Raw genomic sequence first — 16,683 nt, forward strand, 5'->3', positions numbered from 1 at the left:
CGTCAGTCCCTGGAGGTCGAGGAGGCGGCGGCCTCGCGGCGGTGGGAGGGGGCACAGCCGGCCGCGGTGTGCGCGGCCGTGGGGTGTGAGGCGGGATCCACGGGGACGGCGCCCGCCCGTCCGCCGGTCATCCCGGAGGCCGAGGCGTCGGACAGCGGGAGCAGCCTCGGATCGAAGGGCTGCAGGCCGACGGTCTCGGTGGGCGGCCCGTAGCCGGCCATCCTCATGACGGCGTCGCGGTCCTCGGGGGAGGCTCCGGGAAGCGTGGTGCACACGAGCTCGACGATCCCCAGATGCGGCAGGTCGTCGTCCTGCAGCGCCAGGCGCAGCAGCTCGAGCGAGGGCCGGTAGCGCTGGAGCAGCTCGGCGCCGTCGTCGGGGGCCACCAGGGCGGCGAACTCGAGCACCACCGGCAGATGATCCGGCAGCTCCGCGTCGTCCAGGCGGTAGCCGTGCTCCGCGTAGAGGGCCTTGAACGACAGCAGCGACTCGCCCCGGCGGCGGGTGTCGCCGTCGGTCCAGTACGTCAGGTGGAAGCTGTGCCGGCGGGAGAGGTCGTACTCCTGCACCCAGTCGCCCTGGATCTCGGACAGCGGCTTGGAGAGCATCCACCGCTCGATCCGATCGACCGGCGCGGTGTCCGCCCCGACCTCCGCGAGCGCGGCGCGGATCTGGGGGATCCGCTCGAGCAGCTCGCGGTCCGGGTAGCCCAGCAGCAGCGCGGCCGACTGGCGCACCACGGCGGAGCGCTGGGGGTCGCGGTCCTTCCACGGCTTCGTCTCGACCGTCCCCTTGCCGCCGAGGCCGAAGATCCTGGCCAGCAGGCTCACGAGGCCCCTCCCTTCGACCCGCCGGCCGGGGTGTCGGCGCGGTCGGGGAACAGGCCGTACGGCGTGCCGTTGCCGTCCCAGTTCAGGAGGTTGACCCGGCCGGCCATCTCGGAGGCATCGGCGGGGGCGTCGGCGGTCTGCCGCGCCTTGAGCGCCGCGAAGTTCTCGACGGCCACCGGCATGGGCTTGCCGGAGGCCTCGCCCAGCCCGCCCATCTGGCCCATGCCCGGGCCGCCGTCGCCGTCCAGGGAGCAGCCCATCTCCTCGAGGTTGTGGGCGTCCTCGGTGTGGGCGGTGGGGATGACGTAGCGCTCCGAGTACTTGGCGATCGCCATGAGCCGGTACATCTCGTACATCTGCGAGCCCGTCATGCCCACGGCCCGCGCGATCGACTCGTCGGCCTGGTCGCCGAGCGTGATGTCGCGCATGTACGAGCGCATGGCCGCGAGCTTGCGCAGCACGTCCGTGATGATCCCGGTGTCGCCTGCCGTGAACAGCTCCGCGAGGTACTCGACGGGGATGCGCAGCGAGTCGATCGCGCCGAAGAGCACGTCGATGTCCTGGCCGTCGTGGCCCTGCGAGGAGAGCAGGTCCACGATCGGCGACAGCGGCGGGACGTACCAGACCATGGGCATGGTGCGGTACTCGGGGTGCAGGGGCAGCGCGACCCGCAGCTCCTTGGCCAGCTTGTAGACCGGCGACCTCCGGGCGGCGTCCATCCAGTCGTCGGGGATGCCGTCGGCGCGGGCCTGGCGCTGGACCTCGGGGTCGTTCGGGTCGAGCATGAGGTCGAGCTGGGCCTCGTAGAGGTCCTACTCGTCGGGGGTCGCGGCGGCCTCGGTGACGCGGTCGGCGTCGTAGAGGAAGATGCCGATGTAGCGCATGCGCCCCACGCAGGTCTCGGCGCACACCGTCGGGATGCCGACCTCCACGCGGGGGTAGCAGAACGTGCACTTCTCGGCCTTGCCGGTCTTGTGGTTGTAGTAGATCTTCTTGTACGGGCAGCCGGTGATGCACTGGCGCCAGCCGCGGCACTGGTTCTGATCCACCAGCACGATGCCGTCCTCGGAGCGCTTGTAGATCGCCCCGGACGGGCACGCCGCCATGCAGGACGGGTTCAGGCAGTGCTCGCAGATGCGCGGCAGGTGGAACATGAACGTCTTCTCGAAGTCCATCTTCACGCGGTCCTCGGAGTCCCGGCGCAGCTTCTGCAGGACGGGGTCCTCGCGCTCCGTGGCCTCGACGCCGCCCAGGGAGTCGTCCCAGTTCGCGGACCACTCGACCTTGGTGTCCTGGCCCGTGATCAGCGACTTGGGCTTGGCCACCGGGAAGTCGTCGGAGGCCGGGGCCGAGACGAGGTTCTCGTAGTCGTACGTCCAGGGCTCGTAGTAGTCGTCCAGGTGGGGCTGGACGGGCGAGGAGAAGATCCCGAAGAGCTTCTGCAGCCGGTTGCCCGACTTGAGCTGCAGGTTGCCGCGGCGGTTGAGCATCCAGCCGCCGCGCCACTTCTCCTGGTCCTCGTAGCGGCGCGGATAGCCCTGCCCGGGGCGGGTCTCCACGTTGTTGAACCAGACGTACTCGGTGCCGGCGCGGTTGGTCCACGCCTGCTTGCAGGTCACGGAGCACGTGTGGCACCCGAGGCACTTGTCGAGGGTCATGACCATCGCGGTCTGAGCCATGATGCGCATCAGTACTGGACCTCCTGCGAGCGCTTGCGGACGACGGATGTGACGTCCCGGTTGTTGCCGGTCGGGCCGTGGTAGTTGAAGGCCCAGGACTGCTGGGCGTAGCCGCCGACCATGTGGGTGGGCTTGAGCATGATCCGGGTGACCGAGTTGTGGATGCCGCCGCGGCGGCCCGTGGCCTCGGACTTGGGGACGTCGATCGTGCGCTCCTGCGCGTGGTGGACGAACACCGCCCCGGCCCGCATGCGGTTGGTGACGATCGCGCGGCCCACGAACACGCCGTTGCTGTTGACGCACTCGACCCAGTCGTTGTCCCGCACGTCGATCAGCGCGGCGTCCTGATCGGACATCCACACCGAGGTGCCGCCGCGGGACAGCGAGAGCATGAACAGGTTGTCCTGGTACTCCGAGTGGATCGACCACTTGTTGTGCGGGGTCAGGTAGCGCACGGCCACCGACAGCTCGCCCCGCTCCCCGAGCCGGGGCTCCCCGAACAGCGCCGCGTTGTTCAGCGGCGGCCGGTAGGTCGGGAGGTTCTCGCCCATCTCCGACATCCAGTCGTGGTCCAGGAAGAAGTGCATGCGCCCGGTCAGGGTGTGGAACGGCTTGAGCCGCTCGATGTTCACCGTGAAGGGCGCATAGCGCCGACCGCCGGTCTCCGAGCCGGACCACTCCGGGGAGGTGATGACCGGCACCGGGGCGGCCTGGGTGTCGGCGAAGGTGATCTTCTTCTCCTCCGAGCCCAGCGCGAGGTCGTGCAGCTGCTTGCCCACGCGCTTCTCGAGGGTCTTGAAGCCCTGGACCGCCAGCTCGCCGTTCGTGGTCCCGGACAGGGCCAGGATGGCCTCGGCCATGCGGGCGTCGGTGTCCAGGGCCGGGCGGCCCTCCGCGGCCCCGGAGTCGTAGACGCCGTGCTTGCGGCCCAGCGAGTCGACCTCGTGGCTGACGTCGAACGTGACGTTCTTGGTGGTCAGCCCGAGCTTGTCGGCCAGGGGCCCGAGGGCCACGAACTTGTCGCCGATGGCCGTGTAGTCGCGCTCGACGATCTTGAGGTTCGGGAAGTTCTTCCCGGGCACGGCCGGCAGGTCCGTGCCGCGCCACTCGGGGGCGTGCCCGCCGGGCTGGTTGATCTGGCCCGGGGTGTCGTGGGTGATCGCGGTGGCCACGAGGTCGCGGCGGGTGTCCAGGCGCCCCTTGGACAGGCGCGAGACCTCGTCGGAGAGCAGCCGGAACAGCTCGTGGTCCGTCTTGGCCTCCCACGGCGGGGTGATCGCCGGGTTGAAGGCGTGGACGTACGGGTGCATGTCCGTGGAGGAGAGGTCGAACTTCTCGTACCAGGTGGCGGCCGGGAAGACGACGTCGGAGAGCAGCGTCGACGACGTCATGCGGAAGTCCGCCGAGACCAGCAGGTCGAGCTTCCCCTCCGGCGCCTCGTCGTGCCACTTCACGTCGCGCGGCTTGTGGTCCACGTGATCGGAGCCCAGGACGTTGTGGTGCGTGCCCAGCAGGTGCTTGAGGAAGTACTCCTCGCCCTTGGCCGAGGAGCCCAGCAGGTTGGAGCGCCACAGCACGAGCGTGCGCGCCCAGTTCTCGGGGGCGTCCGGATCCTCGACGGCGAACTGCAGCCTCTCCGCCTTGGCCTGATCCGCGATCCACTGCGCCTCGGACTCGGCCTCCCCGCGCTCGACGGCCGCGACCGCGGCATCGGCCACGTCGAGCGGGTTCTGCGTGAACTGCGGGTAGAACGGCATCCATCCCAGGCGCGTGGACTGCGCCACGACGTCGGCCGTGTGCATGCCCTTGAGGTGGCCCTTGGCCAGCGGCGACTGCAGGTGCGCCGAGGAGTGGCCGTCCTGGCGGAACTGGTCGGTGTGCAGGTACCAGAACGCGGTGCCGATCATGAACCGGGGCGGGCGGCTCCAGTCGCCGGCCGAGGCCATCGTGGCCCAGCCGGTGATGGGACGGGCCTTCTCCTGGCCCACGTAGTGCGCCCAGCCGCCGCCGTTGCGGCCCTGGCAGCCGCACAGCATGATCATCGCGAGGATCGCCCGGTACGTGACGTCGCCGTGGTACCACTGGCACAGCCCGCCGCCCAGGATGATCATCGAGCGGCCCTCGGAGCGCTCGGCATTGGCCGCGAACTCGCGCGCCACGCGGATGGCGGCCTCGGCCGGCACCGAGGACACCGCCTCCTGCCACGCGGGGGTGTAGGCGGTCTCGGCGTCGTCGTAGCCCTGGGACCACTGCCCCGGCAGGCCGTCGCGCCCGACCGAGTACTGGGCGAGCATCAGGTCGAAGACCGTGGTGACGGTCTTCCCGGCGACCGTGCGGGTCGGCACGCCGCGGCGGACCACGGTGCCCTCGCCGGAGGCCTCGACGAAGGCCGGCAGCGAGATCTCGGCGGCCGCCCCGTCCCAGTCGCCGAGGTCCATGATCGACAGCGCCGGGTCGTGGCCCTCGAGGTCCAGGTTCCAGTCGCCCTCGTCCTGGGCGTTGTAGCGGAAGCCCATGGAGCCCTTGGGGATGAACGCCTCGCTCGTTCCGCGCTCGAGCATCACGGTCTTGAAGGCGGGATCCGCCTGCTGCGAGCCGAGGTCCTGCGCGGTGAGGAACTTCCCGGGCACGAGCTGCCCGTCGTCGCTGCGGGTGAGCGTGACCAGGAACGGGAGGTCGGTGAACTGCTTGACGTAGCCCTCGAAGAACGGGGTGCGCTTCTGGACGAAGTGCTCCGTGAGGATGACGTGGCCCATGCTCATGGCCAGGGCGGCGTCCGAGCCGGGCTGGGCGGGCAGCCACTCGTCGGCGAACTTCGTGTTGTCGGCGTAGTCCGGGGACACCGAGACGACCTTGGTGCCGCGGTAGCGGACCTCCGCGACCCAGTGGGCGTCCGGGGTGCGGGTCACGGGGATGTTCGAGCCCCACATCATGAGGTAGGTGGCATCCCACCAGTCGCCGGACTCCGGGACGTCGGTCTGATCGCCGAAGACCTGCGGGGAGGCCACGGGCAGGTCCGCGTACCAGTCGTAGAAGCTGTTCATCACGCCGCCGATGAGGTTGATGAACCGGGCGCCGGCGGCGTGGGAGACCATCGACATCGCGGGGATCGGCGAGAAGCCGACGCAGCGGTCGGGGCCGTACGCGCCGATGGTGTGCACGTGCGCGGCCGCGGTCATCTCGACGGCCTCCTGCCACGACGCCCGCACCAGACCGCCCTTGCCGCGGCTGCGCTGGAAGGCGCGGCGCTTCTCCGGGTCGTTCACGATCGACGCCCAGGCCGCCACGGCATCGCCGCCGTGGGCCGCGCGCGCCTCGCGGTACATCTCGAGCAGGACGCCGCGCACATAGGGGTAGCGCACGCGGGTGGGCGAGTACGTGTACCAGGAGAAGGCCGCGCCGCGGGGGCAGCCGCGGGGCTCGTACTCCGGGCTGTCCGGGCCGACGGACGGATAGTCGGTCTCCTGGGCCTCCCAGGTGATGATCCCGTCCTTGACGTAGACCTTCCACGAGCAGGAGCCGGTGCAGTTCACGCCGTGGGTCGAGCGCACGACCTTGTCGTGGCTCCAGCGGTTGCGGTAGAAGGCGTCGCCCGCGCGGCCGCCCTCGCGGAACTCCGCACGGCCGTCCGGGGTCTGCTCCCGGCGGGTGAAGAAGCGCCCCGTCTTCAGCAGCGCCTGGGAGGCGGGCCCGTCGACCCCCGCCGGTGCGGACGCGGCATGCGCCCCGGAACTCGTATTCGTGCTCATGGCCCGAGGCTAACGAGCGGCCGGCTTTCCCGAAGAATCGTTCCGGGAGGTTGCACGCAATTGCAGGATTCGTCCCGCAAATGACTTGATATGCGTCAAGGAAATGCGGATCCATACCTGCGTTCGGCATGAACACGGGGATTCAGACATCCCGGCGACCTCGCGCACCATCGCATCGAATTAGAGCACGGCGATGTATTCGAAATGCTTTCGGGCCCCGGTGGGCGACCGCGAGGAGAAAGCGCAAGGAGTTTCCGGAGATATCATCCGGACAGCACTCACCGGATGCGCTCGTCACCCGCGTCCCGGAGACCTCGCGCCTCGGCGGCGTCGCTCCCCGGCCGGGCCTCGACGGTGCCGGCCCCCGTCGCCTGCTCGGCGTCCTCCTGCTCGGTCTCCTGCTCCCGCTGCGCCTCGCGCTCCTTCTGCCGCGCCGAGGGCGTCGAGGCGACCGCCAGCACCGCCGTGATCAGCAGCACGAGGAACGTGCCGTAGAACATCCACACGGACGGGTAGAACCAGAACAGCGCCATGCCCCACCCCACGAGCGTGAGCACGAGCGCGATCACCGAGAGCACGAGCAGCCCCAGCCGGACGGTCGAGAAGCGCTCGGCGCGGCCGCGGAGGCCGTAGAACCCGGCGAGGCCGGCCAGGAACAGCGTGAAGAAGAGCTGGCCCGTCAGGGTGATCGCATCCTGGTGGTACTGATGCATCCCGAGCGCCTGGATCACTGCGGTGGTCGCGAGCAGTGCGGGGGTGATGACGGCGGACTTCATGCGGGGATCTCCTGGGGCCGGTGACGGACCGGGCCAGTCTAGGACCGCGCGCTCGGGCCCGCCTGGGCGCCGGCACCCCATCGGCGCAGTAGATAGACACGCCAACTAGTGTGTGTGACTATCTACTCATGACTCCCCCAGCAGATTCCTCAGCCACCCGGCGCAGCGAATGGCTGCGCGGCGTGCTGCAGCCGTGCGTGCTGCAGTGCCTGGCCGACGGCCCCGCCTACGGCTACGCGATCATCGCCCGACTGGCCGACTCCGGGCTCGGGGAGATCAAGGGCGGGACGCTCTACCCCCTGCTCGCCCGCCTGGAGGCCCGCGAGCTCGTGACGGTCGAATGGCGCACCGGGGAGGGCGGACCCGGGCGCAAGTACTTCCGCCTCACCGACGCCGGCAGGGCCGAGCTGGCCGATGCCCGCACCGCCTGGGCGGCCTTCGCACGCGCCGTCGGCACCCACCTGGAGATCGACCGGGCGCCCGCCCGAGCCTGAGATCACCCCACCCCCATCAGAGAGGAGGCCCGATATGAGCACAGCACCCGAGCCCCGGACCGAGAGCCACGACATCTGGCAGCGCCCGTTCGTGCGGATGCACCGCCGCTGGTGCGACGACTTCATCCTCGAGCTGCGCCTGCGGGATGTCCCCGGCGCGCAGATCGGCGATCACCTGGCCGAGGTCGAGTCGCACTGCATCGAGACGGGCACGGATCCGCGGGAGGCCTTCGGCGATCCGAGCGAGTACGCCCGGGACATGGCCGACGGCGATGCCCCCGCGAAGGATCAGGGCCTCGTGCGCGTCACCCTGATCTCGCTGGCCGCGCTGCTCGTCTTCCTCACGGGCAGCGACGCGACCACCCGCTGGGCTCGTGGGGAGGCGCTGTCCTACAACCTGGCCGAGCTGACCTCCCTGGGCCTGCTGGCCGCCGGCGTGGCCTCGCTGCCCTTCGTGCTCGGGCCGCTGCTGCGCCGGGCCCGGCTCGGCATCGTCTTCTTCGCAGGACTCTTCGTGCTGGGTGCGCTGCGCGCCCTGGCCAGGCTGCTGCCGCTGGCTCCCGTGGTCCAGGGCATCCCGGCGGCGCCCGTCTCCGTGGGCGCCCTCCTGGTCCTGTGCGCGCTGTCGGTCCTCGAGATGCGCGAGCTCTCCGACGGAGACTGGGTCACCTCCCCCCTGCGCGCGCCGGCCGGTGCGCGCCCGCCGGCTCGTCGCGGCGTAGCGCTGATCGCCTGGATCCTCCCGATCGCCTTCGTCCTGCTGGGGGCGGTGTCCTCGCTCTTCGCCTGAGCCCCGGCCCGATGGCAGGCCGCGCCCGGCAGGACGCCGTGCCCCGGACACCCGCCCGACGAGCCCGAATGTGATGGGTACCATAGTCCGCAGCACGGCGCGACCGCGCCTCAAAGCCCCCCCGCCCCAGGAGGACCCATGACCATCATGATCGCCCGCGCCGGCACGGCCGAGGGCCAGGCCGCCCTGGACGCCGGACTGGCCGAGGCCGCCCGCCGCGACGAGGATGCCGTCATCTTCCACCTCGGCGGGGACGACAGCGATGCCGGCGCCTCCGAGCTCCGGGGCGTCAGGGTCGCGCATCGCACCCCGGAGGCCCGCGGCCGCGACGCCGTCGGCGATCTGCTCGACGCCGCGGAGGCGGTCGACGCCTCCCTGATCGTCGTGGGGATCAGGCACCGCAGCCCCATGGGCAAGCTGCTGCTCGGCAGCGCCGCGCAGCAGATCCTCCTCGAATCGGCCTGCCCCGTGCTGGCGGTCAAGCCCGAGCGCACCTGAGACCGCCGCTCCGGACAAGGGATCAGAGCAGCCGGACCTCCACGGGGGCTCCGGCGGGCACCACGCCCTCCCCCGGCTCGAGCACGATCAGGGCATCGGCCAGGGCCGCCGTGGCCAGCAGGTGGGATCCGTGCCCGCCGAGCTGCTGCGCTCGCCGCCCGTCCCAGCGCGCGCGCAGCACCCGGGTCCGGCCCGGCAGCCGCTCGAGGTCCGCGGCCGCCGGCGCCGTGAGCCTCCGGGGCTCCGCCGCGCCGGCCCCCGCCGCCGCGAGCGCCGGCCGCAGCAGGATCTCGGTCGAGACCCAGGTCGAGACGGGATTGCCGGGCAGGCACACGACTGCAGTGCCCTCGAGCATCGCGAGCCCCTGCGGACCGCCGGGCTGCAGGCCCACATGCAGGAACTCGCCGTCCGCATCCGAGAGCACCCGTCGCACGACCTCGAAGGCGCCCTCGGAGATGCCTCCCGAGGTGACCCACAGATCCGGGGCCCCGAAGCTCTCGGAGCCGAGCAGACGCCGGAGGCCGTCATCGTCGTCGGTCACGTGCCGCGCGGCGACGACCTCGAGACCCAGGCGCTCCAGCTGGGCGCGCAGCAGCGCGGCATTGGCGTTGTAGATCTGGGCCCCCGAGGCTTCCTGCCCCGGCTCCACGACCTCATCGCCCGTCGTCAGGATGCCGACGCGCAGCCGCGGGCGCACGAGGACGCGCTCGAGGCCGAGTCCGGCGATCGCCCCGAGCGCGATCGGGCTCAGGAGCGCCCCCGCGGGGGCCACGACCTGTCCCCGGGCCACGTCCTCGCCGGCCCGGCGCACGAAGCGGCCCGGCTCCTGCCCGGCGGGAAGCCGCACGGTGGCCCCCTCGGGAAGGAACTCCGAAGGCAGGGCCTCCTCGATCGGCACGACGGCATCGGCCCCGGGCGGGATCGGGGCGCCCGTCATCACCGGTGCGGCGCCGGAGCCCGGCAGCGGTGCGGGCTCGTGCCCCGCGGCCCCCGCCGCGCCGGCGGTGGAGACGACCATGGCCACCGTCCCGGCGGTGCTCGGGCCGCGGGTGTCGGCTGCGCCGACCGCGTACCCGTCCATCTGGGAGTTGTCGAAGGGCGGCAGGGGCATCGGGGCGGTGACATCCGCCGCCAGAACCCGTCCGGCGGCGCGGGCGAGCTCGAGCTCCTCCGGCTCCCGTGCAGCCCAGCGGCTGCGTCCGATCAGATCCCGGATCGCCGCGACGTGCTCGGCGATGCCGCGCGTCCGGTGGCCGTGACCGCTCCCCTGAGCCTGGCCGTGTCCCGTCATGCCGCTGCCCTCTCCCGCTGCCTCGCGTCCGCCCCGCCTCCACGACAAGTCCAGGCTACTCATGCGGACGGGCTTCCCACGGCCGCTAGCCTGGGAGCACGCCCCGGCGGGCGGCGCGGCCCGCCGGACTCCCGGCCGCCGCTCGGCGGCGCGACGACACGGAACGAGGTGGGCACCATGGCGACCGCACTCGGGATGCCGGGGCTGCGCACGCGGCTCGATCCCTCCCCCGCGGACCCGGCCGAGGGCCTGGTGGACCGGTTCGGCCGCCGGGCCGTCGACCTGCGGATCTCCCTGACCGACAAGTGCAATCTGCGCTGCACCTACTGCATGCCCGCCGAGGGGATGGACTGGCGGCCCTCCTCCGAGCTGCTCACCGCGCACGAGATCCGCCGCCTCGTGCGCATCGGCGTGCGGCATCTGGGCATCTGCGAGCTGCGGCTGACCGGCGGCGAGCCGCTGATCCGCCCGGATCTCGAGCAGATCATCGCCGGGGTGCGCCAGGATCACCCCGAGCTGCCGATCTCGATCACCACCAATGCGATCGGACTGGACCGGCGCGCGGCCCGGCTCGCCGCCGCCGGGCTGACCCGGCTCAACGTCTCCCTGGACACGCTCGAGCGCGAGACCTTCGCGGCCATGGCCCGCCGCGACCGCCTGCCCCAGGTCCTGGCCGGGATCGAGGCCGCCCAGGCGGCAGGGCTCGACCCCGTCAAGATCAACGCCGTCCTGCTGCGCGGGGTCAACGACCACGGGGCCGCCGATCTGCTCGAGTGGAGCCTGGAGCAGGGCCTCCAGCTGCGCTTCATCGAGCAGATGCCGCTGGACGCCGACCGCTCCTGGACGCGCCGGGGCATGATCACCGCCGCCGAGATCCGCGAGCTGCTGGGCGCCCGCTTCCGGCTCGATCCCCGGCCGGCCCCGCGCGCCGGGGCCCCCGCGGAGCTGTGGGACGTGCGGGCGCCGGATGCCGACCCGAGCAGCGCCCCGCTGGGGACCGTGGGCATCATCGCGTCCGTGACCGAGCCGTTCTGCGGCGACTGCCGCCGCACCCGGCTGACGGCCGAGGGCGAGATCCGCTCGTGCCTGTTCTCGCACGAGGAGTTCGGCCTGCGCGACCTGCTGCGCGACGAGTCCCCCGCCGGCGAGCTGCCCGAGGACGAGGCCGACGCCCTGATCGCGCAGCGCTGGCGGGCCGCCATGTGGATCAAGCCCGCGGCCCACGGCATGGACCGCACGGGGCTCGGGGCGGACGGCTTCGTGCAGCCCGAGCGCTCGATGTCCGCGATCGGCGGATGACACGCTGCGTGCCGCCCGCGCGGACGGCTCCCACGACCACGATCGACACCGGAGGTGCGCCATGGCGCTGACCATCAACTACTACGCCGCCGCCAAGGCCGCGGTCGGGCACGGCTCGGAGCAGCTCGACCATGCGGATCTGCCCCGCGACGACGACGGCCGCGTGACCCGCGGCGCCGTCGAGAACGCGCTGATCGCGGCCCACCCGGAGGCGCCGACCGGCCAGCAGCCGCTGGTCGAGGTGCTCCCGCGCTGCTCGTTCCTGCTCGACGGCCAGGCCTGCCCCGAGCCCGATCAGCAGATCCCCGACGGCTCCGCCCTCGATGTCCTGCCGCCCTTCGCCGGGGGCTGAGATGGCGGACCGGGGCGGGACGGTCCCGCTGAGCGCGATCCTGGTGGCGGGCGGCCGCTCCTCCCGGCTGGGCGGGACGCCCAAGGTCCTCCTGCGCCCGCGCGAAGGCGAGGCCCGCACCCTCGTGGAGACCGCCGTGGACGGGCTGCTCGGGCTCGGCCTGCCGCCCGAGCGGGTCGTCGTCGTGGGCCCGCCGGGGCTGCCCCTGCCGGAGCGGGTGCGGCGGACCCGGGAGGAGCCGCCCTTCTCCGGCCCGGCCTCCGCTCTGGCCGCGGGCGCGGCGGCCCTGAGCGCCTCGCCTCCCGGGCCCGCGGCCGCCGGCGCCTGGACGCTGACGCTGGCCTGCGACATGCCCCGCTGCCGCGATGCCGCTCGGGCGCTGATCGAGGCAGTCGAGGAGATCGAGGCGGCCGAGGCCTCCACCGATGATCCGGGCGGATCCGGGCCGCCGCGCGGGATCGTGCTGCGGGACCGCGGCATCGTCCAGCCCCTGGCCGCCGCCTACCGCTCGTCGGCCCTCGAGGAGCGGCTGGCGGCGCAGCCCGTCGTCGACCGCTCCGTGCGCGGGGTGCTGGGCCCGCTGTGGAACCGGGAGCGGGAGGTCGGGGGCCTGACCGACGATGTCGACACATGGGACGATGTGAGCAGGTTCGGGCTCGTGCCCGGACAGGACTGAGGAGACCATGCCCGAGCAGCAGAAGACCCCCGCCGCCCTCCGCCGCCCCGACTGGGCGACCGCCCGCCAGGCGGCCTATGACGTCGCAGCACCGCTTCCGCCGCACTGGCTCCCGCTCGAGGAGACCGTCGGGGAGACGCTGGCCGAGGATCTGCGCGCCGAGCGCCCGGTCCCCCACTACACCTCCTCCGCCATGGACGGGTGGGCCGTGCACGGCCCCGGCCCCTGGCGGATCAATCGCGGTCGGCTCGAGGAGGTGGACCAGCGGCTGGCATGGGCGCGCACCGAGGAGCCGCGGCTGGAGCCGGCGACGTCGATCGCCCCCGGGGAGGCCGCTCCGATCGTGACGGGCGGGCTGGTCCCGGAGGGAGCCACGGCGGTCCTGCGCTCGGAATGGGGCATCGAGGACGGGGAGCAGCTCGGGCTGAGCCCGCAGGCCCCCGAGGACGCCCCGCGGGAGGGGCAGCACCTCCGCCGGGCCGGCAGGGAGGCCGAGACCGGGGAGCTGCTCATCCGCGCCAGGACCCGCCTGACCCCCGGCCACGTCGCCTTCGCGGCCACGACGGGCCAGGACATGCTCCCGCTGCTGCGCCGCCCGCGGGTGACCCTGCTGCTCACCGGCGACGAGGTCGACGAGGCCGGACTGCCCGAGCCGGGCCGGGTGCGCGACGCCTTCGGCCCGCAGCTGCCGCAGTTCATCCACCAGCTCGGCGGACAGGTGGATGCCGCGCACCGGGTCGGCGACGACCGCGAGCAGATGCTCGAGCGGCTCTCCGGCAGCGCCACCGGGGCGGAGGGCCTCCTGGACTCCCGCGCGCACCTGATCATCACCACCGGCGGGACGGGCCGATCGACGGCCGATCATCTTCGCCCCTCGCTCGAGAGCAGCGGCGCCCAGCTGATCATCGACGAGCTCGGCCTGCGCCCGGGGCACCCGGCCCTGCTGGCCCGCATGCCCGACGACGGCCCGTACGTCCTGGGCCTGCCGGGCAATCCGCTGGCGGCCATGACCACCCTGATGCTGCTCGGCTCCGCCCTGCTCGCCGGGCTCGGCGGCAATGTCATCCCGCCGCTGACCGAGGTCGCCCTCACCCGGTCGCTGCCGGCCTCCACGACGGACCGCCTGGCACCGGGCCTGGCCTTCGTGGCCGGAGCCGCGGTCTCCGGGGCGACCATCACCGATCTGAGCGAGGGCGCCGCGGCGCGCGGGACGGAGCTGCCCAGCGCCGTGGCCCTGTCCCGGGCGGGCTCCGACGAGCTGCGCGGGTTCTCGCAGGCCAATGTGCTGCTGGTGATCCCCGCCGACGGGGTGCGACCGGGCGAGCCCGTCCAGGCCCTGCCGCTGCCCTGGCTGTGAGCCGGCCGCCCGGCCGGTGAGCCGGCCGCCCACCCCGCCGCCGCGGTCCGAGGACCGCGGCGGCCGACGGCTCAGGCCGTGACGAAGTACGTGATCCCGCAGATCACGAACACGGACGACGCCAGCAGCGCGCAGGCCAGCTCGATCGCGATGCCGATGCCCATGGCCTTGATCGCGACCCAGCTCGACTCGAGCGCAGCGCGCAGATCGCGCTGCCGGTAGGTCTCGGAGAGCAGCAGGCCCACCGCGAAGCCGATGAACAGGCCCAGCACCGGGATCACGAACAGGCCGATGACCGCGCCGACGACGCCGTAGAGCAGCGAGCGGTTGGGGATCTGCCGTCGTCGCAGCCGGGTGCCCGTGAGCACCATCGACGCCGACATCCCTGCGATCGCCAGCGGCACCCCGAGGGCCAGGGCGACCCAGCCCTCGGGCGCGCGCACCACCACGGCCCAGATCACCAGGCCGATCACGACGGTGATGGATCCGGGCAGGACCGGCACGACGATGCCGATGCAGCCGATGGCCAGGAGCAGGACGGCGACGACGGTCGCGATGATCTCGGGGAGCATGACCCCATTGTGCAGGGCCCGGGGCCCGAGACCGTGCGGGTCCGGGACTGCGGTGCGCCCTTTGCTACTCTGAGAAAAGTCTGGACGGATTCCGGTCCAGGCATTTCTTATGCAAGGAGACGAACATCATGGGCAGCGCAACGCAGGAACCGGGATCCTCCGCTCCGCCGGGCGGTTCCTCGGGTCAGGAGACGGCCGACGAGATCAGATCCACCCCGGCCACGGAGGCCGACAGCTTCTACGATCGCCAGAACCACCTGCGCGGCACGCTGCGCGAGTCGCTGGCGCGCACCGAGCCCGAGCGTCGCAAGGGCCTCGACAAGGTCGTCTTCGGCTGCGCGGCCGTCCTTGCCGTGGCTTTTGTGGCCTGGGGCTTCATCAGCCCCGAGGGCCTGGGCTCCGTGGCCACCTCGATGCTCGACGGCACCATCACGAACTTCGGCTGGCTCTACGTCATCGCGGCCACGGTCTTCGTGGTCTTCGTGATCGCGCTGGCCTTCTCCAAGTTCGGCAAGATCCCCCTGGGCCGCGACGGCGAGAAGCCGCAGTTCACCACCGCGTCGTGGATCTCGATGATGTTCGCCACCGGCATGGGCATCGGCCTGGTGTTCTACGGCGTGGGCGAGCCGCTGTGGTTCTACATGTCCCCGCCGCCCGAGACGGCCGAGCCCTCGACCTCCGAGGCGATGCGCACGGCCATGGGCACGACCCTGTTCCACTGGACCCTCTACCCCTGGGCCATGTACGCGGTCGTGGGCCTGGGCATGGCCTACGGGACCTTCCGACTGGGCCGCTCCCAGCTCTTCTCGTCGATGTTCACCTCGGTCTTCGGCCGCCGCTTCGTCAACGGCATCGGCGGGCGGATCATCAACATCCTGGCCATCCTGGCCACCCTCTTCGGATCGGCCTGCTCCCTGGGCCTCGGCGCGCTGCAGATCGGCGGCGGCATCACCGCCGCCGGGATGATGGACAGCGTCACGACGCCGATCCTGGTCGGCATCATCACGGTCCTGACCATCGCGTTCGTCGCCTCCGCCGTCTCGGGCATCGAGCGCGGCATCCAGTTCCTGTCGAACTCCAACATGGTGCTGGCCGTGATCATCGCGATCATCGTGTTCGTGGCCGGGCCCACGCTGTTCATCCTCGACATCATCCCGAACGCCGTCGGCGCCTACATCCAGCAGCTCCCGGAGATGGCCTCGCGGACCAACTCCTCCGGCGGCGAGGACATGGCGACCTGGCTGGGCACGTGGAGCATCTTCTACTGGGCCTGGTGGGTCTCGTGGGCGCCCTTCGTCGGCCTGTTCATCGCGCGCATCTCGCGCGGGCGCACCGTGCGCCAGTTCATCGCCGGCGTGCTGGTGGTCCCCTCGGGCGTCTCGACGATCTGGTTCGCGATCTTCGGCGGCGCCGGCATCGGCCTCCAGCAGCGCGCGGAGCAGGCCGGGGACTCCGGCTCGATGCTCGCGCAGCAGACCGCCGAGGGGCCGGACATCAACTTCGACGCGATCCTCTTCGACATGCTCGGCGCCCTGCCCCTGGGCCCCGTGCTCACCGGCATCCTGGTCGTGCTGACCGTGATCCTGATCGGCATCTTCTTCGTGACCGGCGCGGACTCGGCCTCGATCGTCATGGGCGGGCTCTCGGAGAACGGCGCGGAGGAGCCCTCCAAGGGCTCCATCGTGTTCTGGGGCGTCGCGACCGGCGCCGTGGCGGCCGTGATGCTGCTGGCCGGCGGCTCCGATCCCTCGGCGGCGCTCAACGGGCTGAAGAACATCACGATCGTCTCGTCCCTGCCGTTCATGATCGTGATGCTCATCCTGTGCGTCGCGCTCTACAGGGACCTCTCCCGCGACCCGCTCGTGCTGCGCACCGAGTACGCCCGCCAGATCCTGGTGGACACCGTCGCGCAGGTGCCGATCGACGCGGACGGGCCCCTGGCCCTGACCACGACCTCCCCGGACACCGGCGAGATCCCCGTCGTGGCCCCCGAGCGCCCCGATGCGGACGACGACGAGATCGTGATCCGCTCCTCGACGCTGGGCATCCCGGGCTCGCGGCCCGGCGGCCCGTGGGACAACCGCTGGGACGACCCGAACGGGCGGACCGGCGCGGCCGGCGCCCCGGGCGACGGCGCCGGCAGGCCGCGCGCCTGAGCCCCGCCGCCCCTGCCTGCTCGGGCGCAGGAGGGGCGCGGTGCAGGATCAGCCCGCGCGGAGGCCGTCGACATCCCGCATGTCGGCGGCCTCCGCGCGTGCCCTAGGTGTTGTGGGTCATGAGGTTCTTGGCGCGGGTGCGTCGATGAGATGAGGAACGGGCT

Annotated in this window: 13 protein-coding genes and 1 pseudogene; 8 read left to right on the forward strand and 6 right to left on the reverse strand. The window is 72.2% G+C overall.

The genetic code is table 11. The features are described from left to right. Positions 1–2 precede the first annotated feature (2 nt). From narJ to FSY66_RS12690, 4 genes and pseudogenes are all read right to left on the reverse strand, one after another. Entirely contained in the window at positions 3–830 is an 828-nt protein-coding gene (gene narJ / locus FSY66_RS10585) for a nitrate reductase molybdenum cofactor assembly chaperone (protein ID WP_144794717.1), read from the reverse strand. Further along, positions 827–2,518: pseudogene (gene narH, locus FSY66_RS10590) on the reverse strand (nitrate reductase subunit beta). Before narH ends, narJ begins: the two are co-directional and overlap by 4 nt. After that, the gene (locus tag FSY66_RS10595; protein ID WP_144794719.1) at positions 2,518–6,258 is read right to left on the reverse strand and encodes a nitrate reductase subunit alpha; all 3,741 of its coding nucleotides are present in this window, start codon (positions 6,256–6,258) and stop codon (positions 2,518–2,520) included. Before FSY66_RS10595 ends, narH begins: the two are co-directional and overlap by 1 nt. Positions 6,259–6,536: 278 nt before the next feature. Then, entirely contained in the window at positions 6,537–7,034 is a 498-nt protein-coding gene (locus FSY66_RS12690) for a hypothetical protein (protein WP_222115533.1), read from the reverse strand. A gap of 128 nt (positions 7,035–7,162) precedes the next feature. Here FSY66_RS12690 and FSY66_RS10605 point away from each other — a divergent pair, with 128 nt between their 5' ends. The 3 genes from FSY66_RS10605 to FSY66_RS10615 all read left to right on the forward strand — a co-directional run bounded on the left by FSY66_RS10605 (position 7,163) and on the right by FSY66_RS10615 (position 8,816). After that, positions 7,163–7,528, forward strand: a complete 366-nt coding sequence (locus tag FSY66_RS10605) for a PadR family transcriptional regulator (RefSeq protein WP_144794721.1) — start codon at positions 7,163–7,165, stop codon at positions 7,526–7,528. Positions 7,529–7,562: 34 nt separating this feature from the next. Beyond that, positions 7,563–8,318, forward strand: coding sequence for an HAAS signaling domain-containing protein (locus FSY66_RS10610; RefSeq protein ID WP_144794723.1), 756 nt, complete (start codon positions 7,563–7,565; stop codon positions 8,316–8,318). Positions 8,319–8,456: 138 nt separating this feature from the next. After that, positions 8,457–8,816, forward strand: a complete 360-nt coding sequence (locus FSY66_RS10615; RefSeq protein WP_144794726.1) for a universal stress protein — start codon at positions 8,457–8,459, stop codon at positions 8,814–8,816. Positions 8,817–8,838: 22 nt separating this feature from the next. Here the strand turns inward: FSY66_RS10615 and FSY66_RS10620 are convergent, their stop codons facing one another. Next, a complete protein-coding gene (locus FSY66_RS10620) occupies positions 8,839–10,107 on the reverse strand; it encodes a molybdopterin molybdotransferase MoeA (protein WP_186304546.1) in 1,269 nt (422 codons plus the stop codon). 177 nt (positions 10,108–10,284) lie between these two features. Here FSY66_RS10620 and moaA point away from each other — a divergent pair, with 177 nt between their 5' ends. From moaA to FSY66_RS10640, 4 genes are all read left to right on the forward strand, one after another. Further along, on the forward strand, positions 10,285–11,406 hold the full coding sequence (moaA, locus tag FSY66_RS10625; RefSeq protein ID WP_144794730.1) for a GTP 3',8-cyclase MoaA: 1,122 nt from the start codon (positions 10,285–10,287) through the stop codon (positions 11,404–11,406). Between the two features lie 61 nt (positions 11,407–11,467). Then, complete coding sequence (locus FSY66_RS10630) at positions 11,468–11,758, forward strand: MoaD/ThiS family protein (RefSeq protein WP_144794732.1); 291 nt, start codon at positions 11,468–11,470, stop codon at positions 11,756–11,758. A 1-nt stretch (position 11,759) separates the two neighbouring features. Then, entirely contained in the window at positions 11,760–12,434 is a 675-nt protein-coding gene (locus FSY66_RS10635) for an NTP transferase domain-containing protein (RefSeq protein ID WP_144794734.1), read from the forward strand. A gap of 7 nt (positions 12,435–12,441) precedes the next feature. After that, positions 12,442–13,791: a molybdopterin molybdotransferase MoeA gene (locus FSY66_RS10640; RefSeq protein ID WP_144794736.1), complete on the forward strand. Its 1,350-nt coding sequence runs from the start codon at positions 12,442–12,444 to the stop codon at positions 13,789–13,791. Positions 13,792–13,862: 71 nt separating this feature from the next. On the opposite strand, the gene FSY66_RS10645 is transcribed toward FSY66_RS10640, so the two are convergent. Beyond that, on the reverse strand, positions 13,863–14,363 hold the full coding sequence (locus FSY66_RS10645) for a DUF456 domain-containing protein (RefSeq protein ID WP_144794738.1): 501 nt from the start codon (positions 14,361–14,363) through the stop codon (positions 13,863–13,865). Between the two features lie 128 nt (positions 14,364–14,491). On the opposite strand from FSY66_RS10645, the gene FSY66_RS10650 reads away from it, so the two are divergent. Further along, positions 14,492–16,519, forward strand: coding sequence for a BCCT family transporter (locus FSY66_RS10650; protein WP_144794740.1), 2,028 nt, complete (start codon positions 14,492–14,494; stop codon positions 16,517–16,519). The last annotated feature ends 164 nt before the right edge of the window (positions 16,520–16,683 follow it).

The sequence above is a fragment of the Kocuria palustris genome, assembly GCF_007666205.1.
Classification (GTDB): Bacteria; Actinomycetota; Actinomycetes; order Actinomycetales; family Micrococcaceae; genus Kocuria; species Kocuria palustris_A.

Bases quoted from the DNA above. Each gene is read 5' to 3' on its own strand.
- FSY66_RS10595 (WP_144794719.1), bottom strand. From the start codon at position 6,258: ATGAGCACGAATACGAGTTCCGGGGCGCATGCCGCGTCCGCACCGGCG.
- FSY66_RS12690 (WP_222115533.1), bottom strand. From the start codon at position 7,034: ATGAAGTCCGCCGTCATCACCCCCGCACTGCTCGCGACCACCGCAGTG.
- FSY66_RS10605 (WP_144794721.1), top strand. From the start codon at position 7,163: ATGACTCCCCCAGCAGATTCCTCAGCCACCCGGCGCAGCGAATGGCTG.
- FSY66_RS10610 (WP_144794723.1), top strand. From the start codon at position 7,563: ATGAGCACAGCACCCGAGCCCCGGACCGAGAGCCACGACATCTGGCAG.
- FSY66_RS10615 (WP_144794726.1), top strand. From the start codon at position 8,457: ATGACCATCATGATCGCCCGCGCCGGCACGGCCGAGGGCCAGGCCGCC.
- FSY66_RS10620 (WP_186304546.1), bottom strand. From the start codon at position 10,107: ATGACGGGACACGGCCAGGCTCAGGGGAGCGGTCACGGCCACCGGACG.
- moaA (WP_144794730.1), top strand. From the start codon at position 10,285: ATGGCGACCGCACTCGGGATGCCGGGGCTGCGCACGCGGCTCGATCCC.
- FSY66_RS10630 (WP_144794732.1), top strand. From the start codon at position 11,468: ATGGCGCTGACCATCAACTACTACGCCGCCGCCAAGGCCGCGGTCGGG.
- FSY66_RS10635 (WP_144794734.1), top strand. From the start codon at position 11,760: ATGGCGGACCGGGGCGGGACGGTCCCGCTGAGCGCGATCCTGGTGGCG.
- FSY66_RS10640 (WP_144794736.1), top strand. From the start codon at position 12,442: ATGCCCGAGCAGCAGAAGACCCCCGCCGCCCTCCGCCGCCCCGACTGG.
- FSY66_RS10645 (WP_144794738.1), bottom strand. From the start codon at position 14,363: ATGCTCCCCGAGATCATCGCGACCGTCGTCGCCGTCCTGCTCCTGGCC.
- FSY66_RS10650 (WP_144794740.1), top strand. From the start codon at position 14,492: ATGGGCAGCGCAACGCAGGAACCGGGATCCTCCGCTCCGCCGGGCGGT.